We start from the raw sequence: 22,304 nt of genomic DNA on the forward strand, positions 1-22,304 counted from the left end.
ACCGCCCAAAAAGAAAACCCGTCTACCAAGAAAATCAAATTTTGATCTGAGTAATGACATCATAAATCGGACCCAAAACAGATAGCATTACCCAAGCAACGATAAGGCCTAATGTCACCGTCATAGCGGGTTCAAGCGTCGCTTGTAGTCGCTCGATCGATTCTTTAACGTCGCGGGTGTAGAAATAACTCACATTCAAAAGAGCATTTTCGAGCGCGCCTGTAGTCTCACCAACCTTCAACATTCTAACTACGAGGGGCGGGAAAAGCCCAGTCGCCTGGAAGCTTGCACTCAGGCTTGCACCATCGGCAATTTGCCGGCCAACCTGGCGCATTGCTTCTTGAACTGCCTTATTACCCACAATTTCCTCGCCAACGTGTATGCACTCCATAATCGTGATACCTGATGCATACATCATAGCAAAGAAGTTCGCCAAGCGAGTGAGTATGATCTTTTTAAGCAGAGGCCCGAAAATCGGGATTTTCAACTTATAATAATCAACTTTGTACCGCATTGCGGGACTCACCCGAACCGCTAGTATTAAGGCGACAATCACGACGACGGGCACAAGTAAAATGATATACCAATAGTTAGCAAATATTCCTGATACGCCGATAAGCACCTTGGTATGCATCGGCAGTTCCTGCCCCATGCTTTGAACAAACTTCAAAAGTTCAGGCACTAAATAGGTCATCAAGAAAAAAAGAACAGCGATCACAACACCCACTACAAACAAGGGATAGATGAATAACTTTTTGGTATGGGCCACCTGCTCATCCTGCCATTTAAGATTCTCAGCAAGATTCCGGAACACCTCGCTAACCTGACCGCTGCGCTCCCCCGCTTTGACGAGGTTTGCAAATACGTCGCTAAAAACGGAGGGAAACTCAAACATCGTCTCTGACAACGTTTTTCCGCCTTCAATAGCTTCAAGCATCGCTGAAGTAACTTCACGCATGCGCGGGTTGTCTACACTGTCCCGCAAATCGGTTAGCGCTTCCAGAATTGGCACGCCGGCTCGTGACGTCTGTTCAAGGTGAAAGCAAAAAGTAATCAGGTCTCGGCGTTTTACGCCCCGCCTAGCGATGCTTAGGCCACGAAAAGCAAGCTGTTTAAAGTTAACAAGGTCTAGCCCCATCTTCTTGAGGCGTAGCTCAAGATCAGAAACATTAAATGCATCAACGCGTCCTTGAAGGACCTTGCCGTCCGCATTCATCGCCTTGTATTTGTAGTATTCCATGATAGGTGGTTATTGCTTCAAGCGACTTGTCAAATCGACGACACGGGCAACTTCATCGAGACTGGTGATACCTTGAAGTACGCGATTAGCACCCATCTCGGCGAGAGGTCGATACCCCGTGGCCAACGCGGCCCTAGTGAGATCACGCCGAGTCGCATGGCGCGCGATCAGTTCATCCAAACTTGAATCAAAATGCAACAGTTCCATCAGTGCTGTGCGACCCTTGTATCCTTGATGGTCGCATGCATCACACCCTTTGGCGCGGAAGATGCTCTGGGACTTGTCAGTGACCTTGAGCCCCAACAAGTGTCTTTCCGTATCTGACGGTTCATAGGCCTCCTTGCAGTTCGAACAAAGCGTTCTGACCAAGCGCTGGGCTATAATACCGATGATATTTCCAGCCATGATGTCTGGCGAAATACCAATATCGAGCAGGCGCGGGATGGCGCCAATAGCAGAGTTCGTGTGCAAGGTGGAAAACACCTGATGTCCGGTCATTGCAGCTCTGAACGCCATTGTTGCAGTGTCTACATCACGTATCTCGCCGACCAGCACGATGTCTGGATCTTGGCGCATCACAGAACGAATACCGCTAGCGAAATCGAGCCTTATGGCTTCGTTCACTGAGGTCTGACGTATCATGGCCGTCGGGTATTCCACAGGATCTTCCAAGGTCATGATGTTGACAGACTCGTCATTTAAATAGTTCAGTAGCGAATAAAGCGTCGTGGTCTTGCCACTCCCTGTCGGGCCTGTCACCAGGATGATTCCTTCCGGACGCGCCACCATGACCTTAAGCGTCTCAAGCGCCTCTTCATGTAATCCGAGCTCTTCCAGCTGCATGATCCCTTTCTGGCGGTCGAGGATACGGAGCACAATATTCTCGCCGTGGACAATAGGAAGCGTAGAGACCCGGAAGTCGATGGGCCGTCCAGAAAGCGACAGGGAAATTCGACCATCCTGGGGCGCGCGGGTTTCTGCGATATCCATCCCAGCCATGACCTTTAATCGAACGGCAATGGCCGACCAATAGTTCTTGTGGAGACTGCGAACCTGCCGTAACACGCCATCGATGCGATAACGGAAGCGTAGAAAATCCTGCTCCGGATTGAAGTGAATATCCGACGCCCCGCGCTTAACGGCATCGGACAACAATGCATTCACGAGGCGTACAACAGGCTGACTGTACTCGTCGCTCTCCGCATCCAAACTTTGGTAATCTATTTCACCGGTTTCGATCTCATGCAAGATGCCGTCAACGGATAGCTCGAAACCATAAAACTGGTCGATCGCCTTTTGGATCTCCGCCTCGCCCGCCAGCAAAGGAACGATTTCCACATTGTTCCCTAACTGCGCACTGATCTGATCCAATGCGACCACGTTAAATGTGTCTGCCATAGCCACGGTCAATTGATGACTATCTTCATCGTAAGTAATGGGCAGGATATGGAAGCGCCCTGCCATTTCCTTGGGAATAAGCTTGATGGCCTCGCTGTCCGCTACGACCTTTAATAGATCAATACTTTCCTGCCCCAGCGCGCCTCCGACCACATCCCGGATGATCGCCTCTGTGGCAAAACCCAAGCGCACCAAGATTTTACCGAGGTGTTCCTTTGTTCGATTTTTTTGCTGTTCCGTGAGGGCGATGTGGATCTGGTCGAGGCTGACTACCCCCTTTTTTACCAGTAGCTCGCCGATACGAAGGTTTTTCTTCGGGGCATCCACGGTTACTCCGTAGTAACTGCAGCAGACAGGGATGTTATACGTGATTTGACTGCAGTGTTATTAAAGTTAACCGAGTCTCGCCCGGCCAACTCCAATGCGCGATTATAATAGGTCAACGCTGATTTCGACTGTCCCAAGTGATCCAGACTGACCGCAAGATTCAACGCATAGTCTGAGTTAGTGCTATCGGCACTATACGCATTAAAATAGGCGCCCTGTGCTTCCGCCCAACGCGACTGTCTTGCATAGGCATTACCGAGATCAAACTTAAGGTAGGGTGCACCGGGATTCTCAGCGATCAAAAGCTTGACCCGGCTCTCAACCAAGACAGGATCGCTTCCACTACCCCGCAGGTTCAACATGGCTGCTTGGGCGACGGTGTCCTTGGGATTAAGTGTCAACAGCTGACTGTATATCCGGTACGCTATTTGCAAATCGCCATGGTGCGTGGCAATGGCTCCAAGCCCGAGTAACGCATTCCGGTTTTCCGGCTCCGTGCTTAGGATCTCTCGGTAGCCTGCCGCAGCCTGAGGGTAGTTCCCTGCAAGGTAGGCCTGATAGGCACTCGTCACCAAGCTGGCTACGCGATCGGGGGACCGGCTGCGCGTGATCCTGATCAGCCTGGGTTCCACCACGAACTGTCCGGGGGACATCAGGCTTTCACCCTCACCCCTCATGGGCGCTGGGGCTTGCGCGGCGAATCGGGTTGTAGGCGCTACTTTGACCTCAGGCTCGGTGCGGAGCGTCTGGGGTGGCGCACCGGCTGCCACCTCGGCCTCACCCGCCAAGCTCCGCGGCGTCCCCACGGCAACCTCGGGGCTGGTTGGTACGGACGCCACCGTCTCAACTTCCACCTCGCCGGCCACCGCAACATCTGGGGCGGGCACGACCACTTCCCCGATAGGCGGCTCAGCAACCGGCTGAACTGGAAGTGGAGACTCAATGCCCTTTGCCACCAACGGTGAGGGCACATCCCGCGATATGGGCGTCACCATCAGATAGTAGATGACGCTGCCCGCGAGCACCGCCACCAACACAAGACCGCTGAACGCGCCCCATTTCAGACCGCTGCCCGAGGCGGATGTCCCGGCGGCAGTGAATACCGTCTGCGCTGCAACCGGTGTCGGTTGCTCGGACACGCCCGGGCCAATCCCACGGGCACCTATCCCGGGCTCCCCCGTCACGGTCCTGTCGTACGAGCCGGTGGCATCAAAATAGCCCTCAAGCGAACTCCGCACCGCGCGCTGTGACGGCAGGGTGGAGACCTGATCGTAGGAGTCCTCCCCAAGGACTTGCATCTCGGGATCCGTCTGCCCGTCCTCGTTATCGTAGGGCGCAGCTGACCCTTCTAGGACCATGGTGTCCGCTGCGAGCTCTGTGGTCTTCTCAGGGTCGTGAGACCCTTCGGGGCCAAGCGCTGTGTCCTCTGCCTCCGCCTCCATGGGTTCGAGGCCGAGCCGCGTGCCCTCTTCTTCGCCTGGGAGATCATCGACGCTTGCCTCAATGGGCACGTCCTCCGCGCTCGGTGGCGTGGCCTTTGGGGTCTCGGCCGTGGCAGCCGGCTTAGCGCTCGAAATCTCCCCTTCCGGTTTTTCGGCCTCCGCCTCGCGCCGGCGCTTAGCCGCCGCTTTCTTCTCCTTTTCGGCCTTCTTGAGCGCGTCCATCAAGAGGCTCATAGTCCACTCTCCGAACCGGCGTATTCTGCAGGCGGGGCCCCCGCCGTAACGTCCTCCAGGAAGGGCCGGTAATCGGCCAAGTCCCCAGCAAGGCTCGCCCTGTGCACCACCACGGGGCGCAAGAAGATGACCAGCTCTGTCTTTAGATAGTCCTTGGTCACGCTGGTAAAGAGCAGCTCGCCGATGAGCGGCAGCTTGGAGAGAAACGGCACCGAGGTGGTAAGGTCGTCAGTGATATCCTGCATCAGACCGCCAAGCACGGCAATGTCACCATCGTTGATCCTGAGCACCGACTCCATCTCCTGTACCGCGATCACGGGGACCTGGTTCTGCACCGTCAAAACAGGATTCGGATCAGTCGCGAAACTGGCAATCCGAGAGATGGTTGGGCGCACGGTGAGCGTCACGGCACCGTCTTGGCTAATCTGCGGGGTTACCGTCATGATGAACCCGACGGGCACCGTATGCACCGTCGACGAAGTGGCCTGAGAGGATACCCCCTGCGTCGTATCGACTGTCTGTTCGACCGTAAAATAAACCTCATTTCGAACCACCTTAAGCAACGCCGTTTGGTTGTTCAGTACCATCAGCCGGGGACTGGAGAGGACCTTGGTGTCACCAAACTCATCGAGTAGACTGACCAAGGCGGTCACGTCATTGTTGCCGCCGGTTGGGAATCGCTCGATGGTAAAAAACGTCGTTGTCAGGGCCGGGGCAGCCGGGAGCAGCAGCTGGGTGATGTCGATGGCCTCGCCCCCTATGTTAATTACGGACCAGTCAATTCCGGCCTGGTATTTATCCGACAGCGTCACTTCCGCCACGGTGGCCTCAACCAGCACCTGGCGCTCGGCGTTCGCCATGACCTGGTCAATAAAGGCCTGCACCTGCTCGTGCTCGCGGGCGGTGGCCACGACGCTGATGAGCCCGGTCTCGGGGTTCACGATCACGAACTCCGAGGAGGGGATGCCGCCCCCGCCTCCCAGGGTCGCGCCCGCCCCTTCGCCGATGATCGCCAGGATGTTTCTGCTGAGCGTTTCCCAGAAGCGATTAAAGTGGAGTGTAGTTACATTTGTGGTAGAGGCATTGGTCCCGGCAGCACCGCCTGCCCCTCCCTCACCAAGCGCCGCGAGGCCCGTTGTCGCGACCTCCGTGGTCACCTGGTTGCTACTGGTGGTCTCCCGGGTGATGTTGACGTAGTCCACCGGATAGGTCCTAAGATGGGGGCGATCCGGCGAGAGAATCAAAGTGTCGCGCTTGTATTCGTAGCGGAGATCCACCTGCCTTGCGATCCGGTCCAGGATCTGCGGGAGTGTCTGGTCCACCGCATTCAGGGTGACGACGCCCTCGATGCTGGGGTCGATATCCACATTCAGATTGGCGTCACGGGCAAGGGCAAACAATAGCTCACCGGCCGGCACCTGATTCACGACCACCGTATATCGCTCGAGCTCGGGTACAGGCTCAGGCGCCGGGACGAACGGGGCTGCCTGCACCAGCTCGGGGATCTCTTCTGCGGGCGCCACCTCCTTGTCCGGGACTAGGTGGCCAGGAGAGGGCTCGAAAGGTTCGGGCCCGTCCCAGTTCAGGGAACAGGCGGCCAATAGGATCGTTAAGCTACTGATTAATGAGAATTTACCCATCGTGTGGGCCCCATTATTGGCTTTATACAAGATTCGGCACCTCTCTAAACTAGCATATTATAAATATTATAGAAGCAATTCACTTACATCGGTTTTCGAATGCGGGGCTCTCATGGAAGCCAGACATCGGCGAGGGGGCATGAAGCCGGACGCAATACTAAAGTGTAGCTAATAGAGAACGGCAATAAAGCCCGGGATGCCCATACCCCTACCGGGATTCGGGCGATCCGGGGCGGGTGTGGGCGTCGCTCGCAGGAATGGCCCGATAGATGATGGACGTACAGCGGGTACAGGCCTTCTCAGACAGGACCGGTCCGTCGTCGAAGACGACCTCGGGGGGCAACACCGCAATCTGCTGCTCAAGGCGTGCCGCCTCCTTGGCTGAGAGCTGACCCAGGGGCATATCATCGACCTGAGACACCGGGGCAATGCCAAGCGCCGTCTCAAGTTGAACTTGGACCGCATTCGAGGGCAAGGAGGTTGCCGTTGGCTGGCGCTCATCGGGCAGATCCATTGCCAAGACCAGCTCGTCATCGGGCCCCACTGCGACCACGTCCCGACTTTCCTCAGCGATGGGAAACAGGTCAAGGGATGCGCTACGGTATGCCACTTCCTCCGCTCGCCGTGAATGCGCGAGCCCATCGGCCGGGGCGTCCACTGCTACGGTATCCGTCTCGGCCAAAGAGGCGTCTGGGACCGCATCGGGCGCACTCGCGGGTTCAGCCGGCTCCACGGGCTCCACCTCGTCAATGGCCTCCTCACCGCCGCCCCCCACCGTCAGTTCATGGGTTACGGTGCCCATGGCAAGGGCAGCCAGCTCAGAAAACGCGTCGCTTTTCCAGAGCGCTTGATCCCACGCCCACAGCACGACGGCCCCCACAATCACGAAGCCCACTACGGCCTGAGTGGCAGCGCGCAGCCACCCCCACCGAGCCACGAACTCGCTGTCCCGCGCGGCCGCCTTCACATGCCTTGAGGTGACCCGCTTGCCATTGGCTGCGTAGGCCGCCAACAGAGACTTATCCGCAAGGATATTGATGCGTCGAACCAAACCATTAGAGCGCCGAGCAACTTCACGGATCGCCGCTGGCGTAAAGAGCTCTGCCCCCATATAACCACAGGTCCTCAGGCGCGCGTTGACGTAATCCCGGATCTCACCCGGCTTGAACGGGAGAAGCTTGAAGTTGTAAGTGATGCGTTCCTTCAGCTGGCGAATTTCAGCCCTGCCCAGGAGCTGGTCGAGTTCGGGCTGCCCGAAAAGCACGATCTGAAGCAGCTTGTGTTGTTGGGTCTCGAGGTTGCTAAGTAGCCGGATCTCCTCTAGCGTCTCGACCGGCATGCTCTGAGCCTCCTCGATAAAAACCACCACTAGATGGTTTTCAGCATGCCGCTTCAGTAACCAATCCTGCAGGGTCTGCATGACTTGCAAGCGGCTATCGGAGGCACGAATCGGGAGCTTTAACTCAAAAGCAATGATGTCCAGAATATGCTCCGGCGCGACACTGGGATTAGCGAGATAGACGACGTCAACGTTGGCCGGCAACTCGACTGCCAACATGCGGCACAACATAGTCTTGCCGCTTCCCACTTCGCCAACAACCTTGACAATCCCCTCGCCGCTAACAATGGCATACATCAAGGCCTCTAAAATGGGGCCGCGGTTACCACCCGGGAAAAACAGGTGTGTATCTGGCGTTATCTTAAAAGGCGGTTGCTTCAGGCCGAAATAACCATAATACATATTACACCTCTCCCAACGAGAGCCGCTGAAGCTTGCTATACAGTGTAGTACGATTTATGCCAAGCAACTTTGCTGCTTTACTCAAATTTCCGTCACTAAGCTTCAGTGCAGCATTGATATAGCGTCGCTCGCATTCGTTAAGCGTTTCATCCAACCTAAACCCGGACGACATAAGTTCACGTTCGGCCGCTTCATCCAGATCCGAATTTGTTGTCCCGATCGGCTCCACGAACGCGGACTCGAGTTCGGCATTCAGCTCTTCGGCGCCGACGCACTTGCCCGGATACTTGGCTCCGAGACGGATCACGATGTTGCGAAGCTCTCTCACATTGCCTGGGAACGAATACTGCTCGAGATACTTTTCTGCCTCCTTACTTAGAGTAAACGGCGTTACCGTCGGTGCGTACAACTGCCGAAAGTGCTCAAACAATAATAAGCAATCTACGCCACGCTCACGCAACGGTGGGACATTAATCGTTAACACGCTCAAACGGTGGTATAGGTCCTGACGAAAGTGGCGGGCGCGGACCTCTTCCCGAAGATCTTTATTGGTCGCTGCAATCATTCTTGCCCTGGCAATTCGTGGCCGCGTTTCACCCAGACGGTAATATTCACCATTCTCTAACACACGCAGGAGCTTCGACTGCAATTCCAATGGCAACTCCCCTACTTCATCAAAAAGCAGACTCCCATCACCTGCTTCTTCAAAGAAGCCCGGCCGAGCTGTCGCTGCCCCGGTAAACGCGCCTTTGGCATGACCGAACAGTTGTGCCTCGAGGAGGTCTGGAGTAAAAGCCGCACAGTTGATTGTCAAAAAAGGCTCTTGGGATCGCGCGCTCTGGTTATGGAGACACTGCGCTACAAGTTCCTTGCCACTGCCTGATTCACCTTCAATCAGCACTGGGAAGGGCGTGTCCGCGAATTGCGTAATCAGTGCCCGCAGCGTTTCAAGCGCCGAGCTCTGTCCCAAAAGCCCTCCTTCCTCGACATCTGCGCGTGTCTCGTGCTGTTCAGCATCCAAGATCATTAACTGATGTTGGAGACGCGCCTTTAACAACAGCACATCGCACGGCTTCGGAATAAAGTCCACCGCACCGAGCGTAAGTGCATGTTGGATGTTAGAACGCGCGCTCTGGCCGGATAGTACTAGGATCTTGATGGATCGATTAAGGCCCAAAAGCTCAGAGATGAGTGCAAAACCCTCGTCGGGTACGTGCGGCGTCGGAGGCAACCCAAGGTCCACCAACGCAAGTGATGGCATGATCTCCAATTCTACCAACAGGGACTTGGCATCTGGTCGGGTCGCCGCCGTATAGACCTCATAGTCTTCCTTTAATACGAACGACAGCGATTCGACGATCAGCGGGTCGTCATCAATGAGGATCAGGCCCGGCTTGTTGTGAGGCTCGGCGCGAGAGACCTTGGCAATATCATCAGGCAAGAGAGGCTCTCCTAAATAAACGCCCTACAATCAACATACATCGTTCAAATAAATCGAGCAACTGAGCGGCGTCCCGTGATGATACAACGAACTCACTTGGGACTTGCGCGTTTGGGGAATTTGGAACGAGGCAGAGCTAACCGCTTAGAGCGCGGAACACCTCAGCCAACGGATGCAGGGGTTTTCTTTTGCGTTGCGTCGGTCAACCCCAGATTTTGCCAGATCGCCTCACTGGCCTCCGCCTGATTCATTGTATAGATGTGTAAGCCAGGCGCGCCACCTTCTAACAATCGTTGACATAGTTCGGTCGTGACGTCTATGCCGAACCGCCTGATGGCGACCCTATCATCACCAAAGTCCTTCAACCGGCGCAAGATCCAGCGCGGTATTTCCGCACCACAGGCCTCGGAAAAACGAACCAGTTGCGTGCAGTTGATGATGGGCATAATGCCTGGCACGATGGAAATATCTAACCCACGCTTCTCGCAAGCGTCGACAAAGTAGAAATACGCATCGGGATTATAGAAGTACTGGGTGATTGCACTGTCTGCCCCAGCTTTTACCTTGCGTTCAAAATTATCAAAATCACTCTCGGCGCTCGGCGCCTGAGGATGAAATTCGGGATAAGCTGCCACTTCGATATGGAAGTGATCGCCTGTCTCTGCTCGGATAAACGCGATGAGTTCATTAGCATAACGTAGCTCCCCAAAACCGACTGATCCGGACGGAAGGTCGCCTCTGAGGGCTACTACGTGACGTATACCGTTCGCCTTGTAAAGATTAAGGACCTCGCGAATACTGTCGGTTGGATAGCCGATACATGAGATATGCGGCACCGCTTCAATGCCTGTCTTGTCCCTGATCTCGAGAACCGTCTCGAACGTTCGTTCCCGAGTACTGCCGCCGGCACCAAATGTGACTGAGAAATAATCGGGCTTCAGTTGCGCCAGTCTATCGCGGGCAGTTTGCAGCTTACCGACCGCCTCCGGCGTCCTGGGCGGGAAGAACTCAAAACTATATGTTTGAGGGAACTTACTTTGCGATTTCATACTGGCTATCGACAAGCGACTTAACGCATAAACCAAGCAGCCGCAAATTGCCGCCTGCAAGAACTAACTAGTAGCGATAATAGTCAGGCTTATACGGGCCATCCTTGTCTACGCCAATGTAATCTGCCTGCTCCGCCGTAAGTCGGGTCAAGTTTGCCCCAATCTTCTCCATATGCAGTCGTGCGACTTTTTCATCCAGTTTCTTTGGTAGCATGTATACCTTCTTTTCGTAGCTTGCATGGTTTTGCCAGAGTTCAATCTGAGCAAGGATTTGATTGGTAAAGGATGCAGACATGACGAAACTAGGATGCCCAGTCGCGCATCCTAGGTTAACCAAACGACCCTCGGCCAGCACGATGAGCCGCTTGCCATCCGGGAAGATGACATGGTCCACCTGTGGCTTGATGTTCTCCCATTGATACTGCCGTAGTGCATCGATATCAATCTCCGAATCAAAATGGCCAATATTGCAGACTATAGCCTCATCCTTCATGCGCAGCATGTGATCCTGTGTGATCACATGGACATTACCGGTGGCGGTCACAAAAACGTCGCCCAGCGGTGCAACCTCGTCCAGACTGACCACCCGATAACCCTCCATTGCCGCCTGTAGCGCACAGATCGGATCGATTTCAGTCACCCACACGGTAGCGCCCATGCCACGAAGCGCTTGCGCACAACCTTTGCCAACATCACCATAACCACACACGACGACGATCTTGCCAGCGATCATGACATCTGTCGCCCGCTTGATCCCATCCACTAGCGATTCCCGACAACCGTAGAGGTTGTCAAATTTTGATTTGGTTACCGAATCATTGACGTTAAACGCTGGAACGGCGAGCGTCCCATGCTCCATCATCTCGTACAGACGATGGACCCCGGTTGTTGTCTCCTCAGAAAGCCCCTTGACGTCCTCTAACAGGTCCCGATGTTTCTCATGCATAACTTTGGTGAGATCCCCACCATCATCGAGAATCATGTTGGGCCGCCAACCCTCGGGGCCAAAGATCGTCTGCTCGATGGCCCACCAGAATTCCTCCTCGCTCTCACCCTTCCACGCAAAGACCGGGATCCCCTCAGCCGCCATTGCCGCAGCCGCATGATCCTGGGTTGAAAAGACATTGCAGGAAGACCAACGAACCTCAGCACCTAGCTCTACGAGTGTTTCAATCAACACCGCCGTCTGGATAGTCATGTGGATACATCCGGCGATACGTGCTCCCGCCAGTGGCTTTTTGCCTCGGTACTCCTCACGTAACGCCATGAGGCCCGGCATTTCCTTCTCCGCAATACGGATCTCCTTGCGACCCCATTCGGCAAGTGAGATGTCCGCAACCTTATAATCCAGCTTAATGCTCTCAATCGGTTGGCCGCTCATACCCATGCTCCTTCAAGCAGACTTACCATGCTATCAGCCAGCTTGCACATGCTCTATCACCTCATGGGAATGGGAATTCCCGAGTGCATCACGCAGCGCCTCGGCTTTGTCTGTGTGCTCCCAACTAAACTCCGGCTCCTCACGACCGAAATGCCCATAGGCCGCCGTTTTACGATAGATCGGGCGCAATAAGTCGAGCATTTTAATTATCCCCTTTGGCCTTAGATCGAAATGTTCCCGGATCACATCGGTTAACCGCGCCTCATCTACCTTACCCGTACCAAATGTATCGACCCTGAGGGACATCGGCTCGGCAACCCCGATGGCATAGGCAACCTGGATCTCGCAACGGTCCGCCAAACCTGCCGCAACCACATTCTTCGCGACATAACGCGCAGCATAGGAAGCTGACCGATCGACCTTCGATGGGTCCTTACCGGAGAATGCCCCGCCGCCGTGGCGGGCCAGACCCCCATAGGTATCCACAATGATCTTACGGCCCGTCAAGCCACAGTCCCCCATCGGCCCCCCAATCACGAACCGCCCCGTCGGATTGACGTAAAAATGCGTGTCCTTCGTTACAAAATGGGCCGGCAGGACCGGCCGAATGATTTCTTCAATCACGGCATCTCTAAGATCCAACAGACTAACCTCAGGGGTATGCTGTGTGGATAAGACCACGGCTTCAACACCACAGGGCTGGCCCTCTTCATACCGGAAGGTAACCTGGCTCTTTGCGTCGGGGCGCAACCAGGGTAGGGTCCCGTTCTTCCGTACCTCCGCCTGGCGCATGACGAGCCGATGCGCGTAAGTAATCGGCGCGGGCATCAACACCTCAGTTTCGTTGCAGGCATACCCAAACATCATGCCTTGGTCGCCCGCGCCCTGTTCATGGCCCTCGCTCTCATCGACCCCCATGGCAATATCGGGCGATTGCTTACCGATGGAGACCAGGACCCCACAGCTCTCCCAGTCAAATCCTATATCAGGGTCGTTATAGCCGATGTCCCGGATCGTCTCGCGGACAACGTCACGATACTCAACTTTGGCAGAGGTCGTTATCTCGCCGGCCAGCATCACAACCCCCGTGGTAACCAGCGTTTCGCATGCTACACGCGCGCGCGGATCGTCGCTCAATATCGCGTCTAATATGGCATCTGAAATCTGATCCGCAATCTTATCCGGATGCCCTTCAGATACTGACTCAGAGGTAAATAGACGGCTCTCTAGCATGGCAACTTCCTGGCCCTATTGGCCGATTTTGGCGTAGTGTATCCGCTCTTTCGGTCTTTTTACACCATTGTCCCGTAGCACCTAGACGGCCTACGAGGCAAGAATTGCAAATCTTGCCGAAATTGCGTAATAGCTAACTAACCTCATATCACGGAGTCCTCGTTATGGTTCCTATGGAAACCGAAGTTTGCGAGTTCGGTAAACCTGCTATTGACTTTACGCTGGCCGGCATCGATGGCAAGACCTGGACCTTGGCGGACTGCACAGGGGAACGTGCCACGCTCGTCATGTTCATCTGCAACCATTGCCCTTACGTGAAAGCCATACAGGAACGCCTCGTGCGCGATACAAGCGACTTATTGGGCTACGGTGTCAAGAGCGTCGCGATCATGCCGAACGACCCTGCCGATTATCCCGAAGACTCGTTTGAGAACATGAAGATAGTTGCAGCCAAGTTTGATTATTCATTTCCGTACCTTTTTGACGAAACCCAGGAAACTGCCAGGGCCTACGGTGCTGTCTGCACTCCCGATTTTTTTGGCTATAACGCGGCGCTTGAACTTCAGTACCGTGGACGACTGGACGCCAGCGGCATAAAACCAGCGTCACCCGACGCGCAGCACGATCTGTTTGAAGCAATAAAACAGATCGCCGAGAGCGGTGAGGGGCCAAAAGAACAGTTCCCCAGTATGGGATGTTCCATCAAATGGAAGCACGAAACCCGGTAACAATGTGATCAGAAAACACGTCCGTCAGACCGCTTGCTATTGCCGCTGTTGGGAAGCTGCGAGAGAATATCGCCCTTGACTCAGGGACTCAAACCTGTCATTTGAATCCTCACATCACACCCTCCCGGGTGGTGCTCAAAGCGCTTGGAAAAGTGGCGAAACATCGCCTTGAGCCAACAATTAAGAACAACGAAATTATTTGACAGGCAATCAATTTTTAGCAACGTCAAGCCGTCCAAACTATGCAGCCAAACCTGCCGTAGACTAAATGGGTCAGCGCCGTAAACAGGAGACTTATATGCTCTCTAGGAGAGATCTTGCCAATGCCATCCGGGCGTTGAGCATGGATGCAGTACAGAAAGCCAATTCCGGACACCCGGGTGCGCCCATGGGGATGGCAGATATCGCTGAAGTGCTATGGAATGATTATCTACGCCATAACCCAGCCAATCCTCGTTGGATTGACCGCGATCGTTTCATCATGTCTAACGGGCACGGCTGCATGTTGTGGTACGCGCTGTTGCACCTCACGGGCTACGACCTGCCACTGGAAGAGATAAAACAATTCCGTCAGCTGCACTCGAAGACACCCGGGCACCCGGAATATGGCGCTACGCCCGGCGTCGAGACAACCACCGGACCGTTAGGTCAAGGGCTCTCAAATGCTGTTGGTATCGCCATTGCCGAGCAGGTACTCGCTGACCAGTTTAACCGGGACGGCCATAACATTGTCGATCACTATACCTATGTCACCATGGGAGATGGCTGCCTCATGGAAGGCATTTCTCACGAGGCTTGCTCTCTTGCCGGCACGCTTGGCCTTGGCAAGCTCATTGCCATTTATGACAACAACCAGATTTCTATAGACGGACCGGTCGCAGGCTGGTTCACCGATGACACAAACAAACGGTTTGAGGCCTACGGCTGGCACGTGATCCCGAACATCGACGGACACGATCCCGATGAAATCGCACAGGCCATCGAGAAGGCCCGCACTGTTCTGGATAAGCCGAGCGTCATCAATTGCAACACCGTGATCGGTTGGGGATCACCTAACAAGCAAGGCAAAGCGGCCAGTCACGGCGCGCCGCTGGGCGAAGACGAAGTAGCACTGGCGCGGGAAGCCATTGGCTGGCGCCATGAGCCATTTGTGATCCCTGATGAGCATTACGCGGGCTGGGATGCACGTGCTCGTGGCGCAAGACTCGAGGCGGAGTGGAATGACAGATTCGCTGCGTATCGTAAGGAATATCCTGACCTCGCGGCAGAGTTTGAACGCCGCACGCACGGTGATCTCCCTGTTGACTGGGAGAAGAAGGCAAAAAATTACATTCGCGAGACACAATCGAAGAGCGATGCGATGGCATCGCGCAAGGCCTCGCAAAACGCCTTAGACGCGTACGGACCGCTACTCCCGGAACTCATCGGCGGCTCGGCAGACCTTACCGGATCCAACCTCACCAAGTGGTCCGGGTCCAAACCCATCACGAAGGCGTCAGTGGACGGGAACTATATTCATTATGGTGTTCGCGAATTTGCCATGGCCGGCATCATGAACGGGATCGCCTCGCACGGTGGCTTCATTCCCTACGGTGGCACATTCCTTGTGTTCACCGATTACGCCCGCAATGCCTTACGATTGGCTGCGCTAATGAGGATCCGCAGCATCCTTGTCTTGACCCACGACTCCATCGGTCTCGGCGAGGATGGCCCAACTCATCAGGCGGTTGAACATGCCGCAAGCCTCAGGCTCATGCCCAACATGTCTGTCTGGCGACCCTGCGACGCGGTGGAGGCTGCAGTGGCGTGGAAGGCAGCCATTGAAAGGACGGACGGGCCAACAGCATTATTATTTACGCGCCAGAAGATTGCCCACCACTCAAGGACACCGAAGCAGGTTAGCATCATTGCGCGAGGAGGTTACGTGTTAATTGACTGCAAAGGAAAGCCAGATGCCATCATCATCGCCACGGGATCAGAAGTAGAACTTGTAGTCAATGCGGCCGAACAGCTAAAGATCGATGGCATAAAAATCCGGGTTGTGTCCATGCCGTCCACCGACGTCTTCGACAATCAAGATGATGTATATAAGGAGTCGGTTCTGCCGTGCGAGTGCGGCAAGCGAGTAGCGGTGGAAGCGGGTGTCACTGATTACTGGCGCAAATACGTCGGCTTGAACGGCAGGGTGATTGGAATCGATACCTTCGGCGAGTCAGCACCGGCTCAGGTGGTGTTCAAACACTTCGGCTTTACGGTGGACAACGTAATCAATGTCGTCAAAGACCTTCTAGCGGCCTGACAAATAGCACTATCGCAGAATTAGATGGTGCACAGAAAGAAGAACACCGTAGTTTTGGCCAGGCATGGCATCATCGAAACCAAAGCGGAGACAACCAATGGCGATTAAAGTGGGAATCAATGGATATGGGCGCATTGGGCGCAACATACTCCGCGCGCTATACGAATCTGGTCGCACAAACGAAATCCAAATAGTCGCAATCAACGATCTCTGCGACGCCCGTACGAATGTGCACCTAACACAATACGATAGCGTTCACGGTAAGTTTCCTGGTGAGATCAGTGTCAACGAGGATTGCATGATCGTCAACGGTGACAAGATCAGTGTTTTGGCTGAGCGAGACCCAGCAAAGTTACCGTGGAAGGATCTGAGCATTGATGTCGTGCTGGAATGTACCGGACTGTTCGCGAGCAAAGATAAGGCAAGTACCCATTTAGTCGCCGGCGCAAAAAAAGTGGTCATATCAGCACCTGGGGGAAAAGATGTAGATGCCACCATCGTGTTTGGAGTGAATCACAACGTTCTCAGAGCATCTCATACCGTCATCTCCAATGCATCGTGCACTACGAACTGCCTCGTGCCGCTAGTCCAACCTCTACATGAGCATATCGGGGTATTGCACGGCGTCATGACGACGGTACATGCCTACACGAATGACCAAGTATTGCTTGATGTATTTCACGAAGACTTACGGCGCGCCCGCTCGGCGACTCAGTCAATGATACCGACGAAAACTGGGGCGGCAGCGGCTGTGGGCCTTGTATTACCGGAGTTGGATGGCAAGCTCGATGGTTACGCCATTCGCGTACCGACCATGAATGTCTCGATCGTAGATCTTGCCTTTCAGGCGGCACGAGAAACCAGTAAGGATGAAATCGACAATATCATGAAAGAAGCATCCAAGGGATCACTCAACGGAATTCTGGAATTCAATGATAAACCGCTCGTGTCAATCGACTTCAACCATAACCCAGCATCGTCAATTTACGATGCGTCGCTGACTAAGGTGATCGATGGTACGCTCGTTAAGGTCGTTGCCTGGTATGACAACGAGTGGGGTTTCGCCAATCGCATGTTGGATACCACTGTCGCACTCATGCATGCTAAGTAACCGAGCTTCGATAGCGTGCCGCTAGTCAACGGAGCCGTCCTTGATAAACGTCATCAAAATGACCGATGTAGACATTTCGGGCAGACGCGTACTGATCCGCGAAGATCTCAATGTGCCGCTGAAAAACGGCACAGTGGCGGATGACACGCGTATCCAGGCGTGCCTGCCCACATTGCAGCACGCGATGAATATGGGAGCTAAGACCATGCTGATCTCGCACCTTGGACGCCCAATGGAGGGGCAATATGACGAGACACTCTCGCTCCGCCCAGTTGCCGCATGCCTATCGGCTAGACTCGGTCAAGATGTCTCGCTTGTACAGGACTGGCTTGACGGTGTGGACGTCGAAGATGGCGGCGTGGTGCTTTGCGAGAACGTACGATTTCTAGTGGGTGAGAAACAGAATGATGATGATTTAGCGCAGCGCATGGCCGCACTCTGTGAGGTATTTGTTAATGATGCGTTCGCGACCGCTCACCGGGCTCAAGCATCTACCTATGGAGTTGCAAAGTACGCGCCTATCGCGTGCGCCGGCCCGCTGCTTCTTGGGGAGCTTGAGGCCCTTGCGAAAGCCTTGGAGAAACCCGCACGACCCCTTTTTGCCATTGTGGGAGGAGCGAAGGTATCGACCAAACTGACGCTCCTCGACTCACTCATCGAGCGGGTAGATCAACTCATTGTGGGGGGAGGGATTGCCAATACGTTTCTTCGCGCCGCAGGGTACAACATTGGGTGCTCGCTGCATGAACCGGATCTCATCGCCGAGGCACAGCATCTATCTGAATTGGCAAAGGACCGCGGTAGCGACATTCCGCTTCCAATCGACGTTGTCTGCGCAAAGGCACTTCGTGAGGACGCCAAGGCCATTGTAAAACCTGTTAGCAAGCTCGCGGACGATGACATGATCTTGGACGTGGGTCCTAAGACCGCGAAACGCCTTGTCGCGCTGTTGAAAGAAGCGCGCACAATCGTCTGGAACGGCCCACTCGGCGTGTTTGAATTTGACCGTTTTGGTGATGGAACCAAGGCAATCGCAAAGGCCATTGCCCAAAGCGATGCTTATTCGATCGCGGGCGGAGGCGATACGGTTGCTGCCATCGCTAAGTATCGTGTGGCGGAAGACATTTCCTATATCTCCACCGGCGGCGGGGCCTTCTTGGAGTTCCTCGAAGGTAAAGTCTTGCCGGCTGTCAGCATTCTAGAGGAGCGCGCCCGCGGAGATACTCTAGCTGGCCACTCGTGCAACGAATAGGCCATCGAGGCGTCTTATATACCAAAGCTGCATTACGTACATATTAAATCGATGATACGAAGGACCAAGATAGTCGCGACACTAGGCCCCTCGACGGATGAGCCCGGCATGCTGGAGAAGATCGTTAAGGCCGGGGCCGATGTGGTTCGCCTCAACTACTCCCACGAAACGCGAGAAAAGCACAAGCAACGCGCAACGCAATTGCGCGCGGCATCAAGAGCCTTGGGCACCGAAGTTGCCATTATTGCAGATCTTAGGGGACCTAAGATTCGGATCGGGAGCTTTAAGGCCGGAAAGGTACAGTTGCCTGAGGGTGCACCATTTACCATCGACGCAGATCTAAGAGAGGATGAAGGTGATGCGCACCACGTGGGTGTAAGTTACAAGAATCTGCCCAGGGATGTACACAGCGGGGACAAGCTGCTGATCGATGACGGGCGCGTTGTGTTACAGGTAAAAAAAGTGAGCGGAAGCCGAGTAGAATGCGAGGTCGTACTAGGAGGCGAGATATCGAATAACAAGGGCATCAACCGACAAGGTGGCGGATTGTCGGCCGGGGCGCTGACGGCCAAAGACCGGGCTGACGTCCGGCACGCTGTCGAAATCGGCGTCGACTTCATCGCCATCTCCTTTGCGCGTTCCGCGGACGACCTTCACGAAGCTCGTCGGCTTATTGAAGATGCCGGAGGTAAAGCAGGCATCATCGCCAAGATCGAGCGGGCCGAGGCGCTGGATACAATCGACGCGATTGTTGATGCGTCAGAGGCCATTATGATCGCTCGGGGTGACCTTGGCGTTGAGATTGGCGACGCCGCGCTCCCACCGGTACAGAAAAACCTTATCAAACTCGCTCGTGACATGGACCGCGCAGCTATCACCGCCACCCAGATGATGGAGTCAATGATCGATAATCAAATGCCAACACGGGCTGAAGTATTTGATGTCGCTAATGCAGTACTCGACGGGACTGACTCGGTGATGCTATCCGCGGAAACCAGCATTGGACATTATCCGGATAAGGCTATCGAGGCTATGGTCAGGGTTTGTCTCGAGGCGGAAAAACAACACATCGCCCGGACGTCCGATCACCGCATCAATCTACGCTTCAAGCGAATCGATGAAGCGATTGCGATGTCTACGATGTACGCGGCCAATCACATTGGCGCGAAAGCCATTGCAGCCTTAACCGAAACAGGGGCAACCTGTGTATGGATGTCCCGTATCAGCTCGGGCATCCCTATTTTTGCCTTTACCCGACATGTAGAAACCGGCAGAAAGATGACGCTTTACCGGGGAGTCTATCCGATCGGATTTGATATCACCCACACGGATCCACTGGTAGCTAATAAAGAGATGATCGGTGAGCTTGTAAAGCGTGGCACTGTGGACGATGGCGATCTGGTGATCATTACCAAGGGTGATCTACGCGGTCGAACGGGCGGTACGAACAATATGAAGATTGTGCGCGTCGGAGAGCCAATCGATCACATGGTGTAGGTCATGAAACCCGCCATGACACGGGACAGACTAGTCGCTACATGATCAATTGCGGTATTTCACTGGAACTCCAGACTCGCGATTTATAATATACAGATTTAGCCTGCCTCTCCCTACAGGTCGCCGTGGTCAATTACCGTATGCGAGGTTGAAATCGATGAGTACACAAGATCTTCAAACGACCGCCAATGCGATGGTCGCCGCGGGCAAGGGGATCCTGGCGATTGACGAGAGTTTTCCGACCATCAAAAAACGCTTTGATGGCATCAGTATTGAGTCCACGGAGGAGACCCGACGGGCCTATCGGGAACTGCTGATCACATCACCCGGTAGCAATGAGTTCATCAGTGGCATGATCCTCTTTGATGAGACCATCAGACAGGCCACCACCCAGGGGACGCCATTTCCCCAGGTACTTATCAAAGAGGGCATCCTGCCGGGAATCAAGGTCGACAAAGGTGCCAAGGCGCTGGCTGGCCATCCTGGCGAGAAGGTCACTGAAGGACTCGACGGGCTGCGCGAGCGCCTGACTGAATACCGGCAACTCGGCGCCCGTTTTGCGAAGTGGCGCGCCGTCATTACCATCGGCGAAGGCATACCGTCGCTCAGCTGCCTCAAGGCCAATGCCCACGCGCTGGCGCGTTACGCTGCGCTGTGCCAGGAGGAAGAGCTCGTGCCGATCGTTGAACCGGAAGTCTTAATGGACGGTGACAATTCCATCGAACGCTGTGATGAGGTAACCGAGACGACGCTCAGATGCCTGTTCAATGCCTTATATGACCAGCGTGTTAAGCTCGAGGGGCTGGTGTTGAAGACCAACATGGTCATCGCCGGCAAGAAATGCCAAAAGCAAGCCAGCGTGGCTCAGGTGGCCGAACAAACAACGCGTTGTTTGCGGAACGCGGTGCCTACGGCGATAGCCGGGGTAGTCTTCCTGTCTGGCGGACAAAGCGCGGAACTCGCGACAGCCCATCTGAACGCGATGAATGCCATGTCCGTCACCCATCCGTGGCCTTTAAGCTTCTCCTACGGGCGCGCACTGCAGGCTCTCGCACTGAAGATCTGGAGCGGAAACGCGGACAACGTGGACGAGGCACAAAAAGCCCTGTTTCACAGAGAAAAGTGCAATGGGCTTGCAACACTTGGACGATACACGGAGGCGTTGGAAAAAGAATTGGCCGCCTGAGCATCGGTCATACCCTCAACAAATTTAGGCTCGCCGACTGCGCCTACTGCTCTCCTGAATTGCCGCTCATCTTGGAACTGCCGGGGCCCGCTGCCTTATCAAGCCTCCACCAATCGCGTCATCGCCTCTTGGTACTTCTCGGCGCTTTTTAACACGATATCTTCGGGAAGTTCCGGGGCAGGTGGTTTCTTATCCCACCCCAGGGTCTCCAGGTAGTCTCGAATAAACTGCTTGTCGAAACTAGGCGGGCTTGTGCCGGTACGGTAGGAGTCTGCCGGCCAAAAACGAGATGAATCGGGCGTTAAAAGTTCATCAATGAGCACGAGCTTCCCTTTCTCATCCTGACCAAACTCCATTTTCGTATCCGCTATGATGATCCCGCGCTGACGTGCGTAGTCCACCGCATATCGGTAGATGGCAACACTGAGATCACGAACCTCTGAAGCAACGGCCTCGCCTAAAAGCTCAACTGTCTTCTCGAAACTGATGTTCGCGTCATGCTCACCAACCTCCGCCTTGGTGGACGGCGTGTAGATAGGCTCAGGCAACATCGCTGCCTGCTCCAGACCTTTCGGCAGGTGGATCCCGCACACCGCACCGGTCCTCTGATAGTCCTTCCATCCCGAACCGATCAAGTACCCACGCACAATCGCCTCGAGGGGGAGGGTCCTCAGCCTCCCTACCACAACGGCGCGACCCTCGACCGGTTCGCGTTCGGCAACATCAGGCAAGACGTCCTCCAGGCGAATACCCGCCAGATGGTTAGGCACGATCTGAGCAGTCTTTCCAAACCAAAAATTGGATAGGGCGGTCAGCACCACGCCCTTACCAGGGATGGGGTTCGGCAAGACCACATCAAATGCCGAGATCCGGTCTGTGGTCACAATAAGCACGTGTTCATCGCCAATCGCGTACATATCCCTTACTTTGCCACGATGAATAAGCGGCAAGCTTGCGATATCGGACTGAAAGAGTGCCGTTTTTGGATCATTCATAGGCTGTGTGCCCTGTGCCGATTCCCCGTGCCGATTTTCCCATACGCGAGGGGCCGCCACCATCATTGCAGCGCGAGCAGAACGCATACGGAAGTTGGTGTCCCTCGTCA

16 protein-coding genes are annotated in these 22,304 nt (G+C 54.8%); 6 read left to right on the forward strand and 10 right to left on the reverse strand.

Translation table 11 applies throughout. The features are described from left to right. Positions 1-34 precede the first annotated feature (34 nt). The 9 genes from O6944_06200 to metK form a co-directional block, all read right to left on the reverse strand. On the reverse strand, positions 35-1,240 hold the full coding sequence (locus O6944_06200; protein MCZ6718725.1) for a type II secretion system F family protein: 1,206 nt from the start codon (positions 1,238-1,240) through the stop codon (positions 35-37). Positions 1,241-1,249: 9 nt separating this feature from the next. Next, positions 1,250-2,965, reverse strand: coding sequence for an ATPase, T2SS/T4P/T4SS family (locus tag O6944_06205; GenBank protein ID MCZ6718726.1), 1,716 nt, complete (start codon positions 2,963-2,965; stop codon positions 1,250-1,252). A 2-nt stretch (positions 2,966-2,967) separates the two neighbouring features. After that, positions 2,968-4,641 carry a tetratricopeptide repeat protein gene (locus tag O6944_06210; protein MCZ6718727.1) on the reverse strand — a complete coding sequence of 558 codons (1,674 nt, stop codon included), beginning with the start codon at positions 4,639-4,641 and terminating at the stop codon, positions 2,968-2,970. Continuing rightward, the gene (gene mshL, locus O6944_06215) at positions 4,638-6,281 is read right to left on the reverse strand and encodes a pilus (MSHA type) biogenesis protein MshL (protein MCZ6718728.1); all 1,644 of its coding nucleotides are present in this window, start codon (positions 6,279-6,281) and stop codon (positions 4,638-4,640) included. Before mshL ends, O6944_06210 begins: the two co-directional genes overlap by 4 nt. A 208-nt stretch (positions 6,282-6,489) precedes the next feature. Further along, positions 6,490-8,022, reverse strand: coding sequence for an AAA family ATPase (locus O6944_06220; GenBank protein MCZ6718729.1), 1,533 nt, complete (start codon positions 8,020-8,022; stop codon positions 6,490-6,492). Position 8,023: 1 nt separating this feature from the next. Beyond that, entirely contained in the window at positions 8,024-9,463 is a 1,440-nt protein-coding gene (locus O6944_06225; protein ID MCZ6718730.1) for a sigma-54 dependent transcriptional regulator, read from the reverse strand. 161 nt (positions 9,464-9,624) lie between these two features. Beyond that, entirely contained in the window at positions 9,625-10,512 is an 888-nt protein-coding gene (gene metF, locus O6944_06230) for a methylenetetrahydrofolate reductase [NAD(P)H] (GenBank protein ID MCZ6718731.1), read from the reverse strand. Between the two features lie 67 nt (positions 10,513-10,579). Then, complete coding sequence (gene ahcY, locus O6944_06235; GenBank protein ID MCZ6718732.1) at positions 10,580-11,893, reverse strand: adenosylhomocysteinase; 1,314 nt, start codon at positions 11,891-11,893, stop codon at positions 10,580-10,582. Between the two features lie 33 nt (positions 11,894-11,926). Then, the gene (metK, locus tag O6944_06240; protein ID MCZ6718733.1) at positions 11,927-13,126 is read right to left on the reverse strand and encodes a methionine adenosyltransferase; all 1,200 of its coding nucleotides are present in this window, start codon (positions 13,124-13,126) and stop codon (positions 11,927-11,929) included. A gap of 164 nt (positions 13,127-13,290) precedes the next feature. On the opposite strand from metK, the gene O6944_06245 reads away from it, so the two are divergent. The 6 genes from O6944_06245 (at position 13,291) to O6944_06270 (ending at position 21,199) form a co-directional block, all read left to right on the forward strand. Continuing rightward, positions 13,291-13,854, forward strand: coding sequence for a thioredoxin family protein (locus O6944_06245; GenBank protein MCZ6718734.1), 564 nt, complete (start codon positions 13,291-13,293; stop codon positions 13,852-13,854). A gap of 298 nt (positions 13,855-14,152) precedes the next feature. Further along, positions 14,153-16,153 carry a transketolase gene (gene tkt / locus O6944_06250; protein ID MCZ6718735.1) on the forward strand — a complete coding sequence of 667 codons (2,001 nt, stop codon included), beginning with the start codon at positions 14,153-14,155 and terminating at the stop codon, positions 16,151-16,153. A gap of 97 nt (positions 16,154-16,250) precedes the next feature. After that, positions 16,251-17,264 carry a type I glyceraldehyde-3-phosphate dehydrogenase gene (gene gap, locus O6944_06255; protein MCZ6718736.1) on the forward strand — a complete coding sequence of 338 codons (1,014 nt, stop codon included), beginning with the start codon at positions 16,251-16,253 and terminating at the stop codon, positions 17,262-17,264. Positions 17,265-17,307: 43 nt separating this feature from the next. Next, positions 17,308-18,516: a phosphoglycerate kinase gene (locus O6944_06260; GenBank protein MCZ6718737.1), complete on the forward strand. Its 1,209-nt coding sequence runs from the start codon at positions 17,308-17,310 to the stop codon at positions 18,514-18,516. Between the two features lie 54 nt (positions 18,517-18,570). Next, the gene (gene pyk / locus O6944_06265) at positions 18,571-20,013 is read left to right on the forward strand and encodes a pyruvate kinase (GenBank protein ID MCZ6718738.1); all 1,443 of its coding nucleotides are present in this window, start codon (positions 18,571-18,573) and stop codon (positions 20,011-20,013) included. Positions 20,014-20,170: 157 nt separating this feature from the next. Then, positions 20,171-21,199 carry a fructose-bisphosphate aldolase class I gene (locus tag O6944_06270; protein ID MCZ6718739.1) on the forward strand — a complete coding sequence of 343 codons (1,029 nt, stop codon included), beginning with the start codon at positions 20,171-20,173 and terminating at the stop codon, positions 21,197-21,199. A gap of 98 nt (positions 21,200-21,297) precedes the next feature. Here the strand turns inward: O6944_06270 and O6944_06275 are convergent, their stop codons facing one another. Then, the gene (locus O6944_06275; GenBank protein ID MCZ6718740.1) at positions 21,298-22,194 is read right to left on the reverse strand and encodes a phosphoribosylaminoimidazolesuccinocarboxamide synthase; all 897 of its coding nucleotides are present in this window, start codon (positions 22,192-22,194) and stop codon (positions 21,298-21,300) included. Between the last annotated feature and the right edge of the window lie 110 nt (positions 22,195-22,304).

This window comes from Gammaproteobacteria bacterium (assembly GCA_027296625.1).
Taxonomy (GTDB): Bacteria; Pseudomonadota; Gammaproteobacteria; order JAKEHO01; family JAKEHO01; genus JAKEHO01.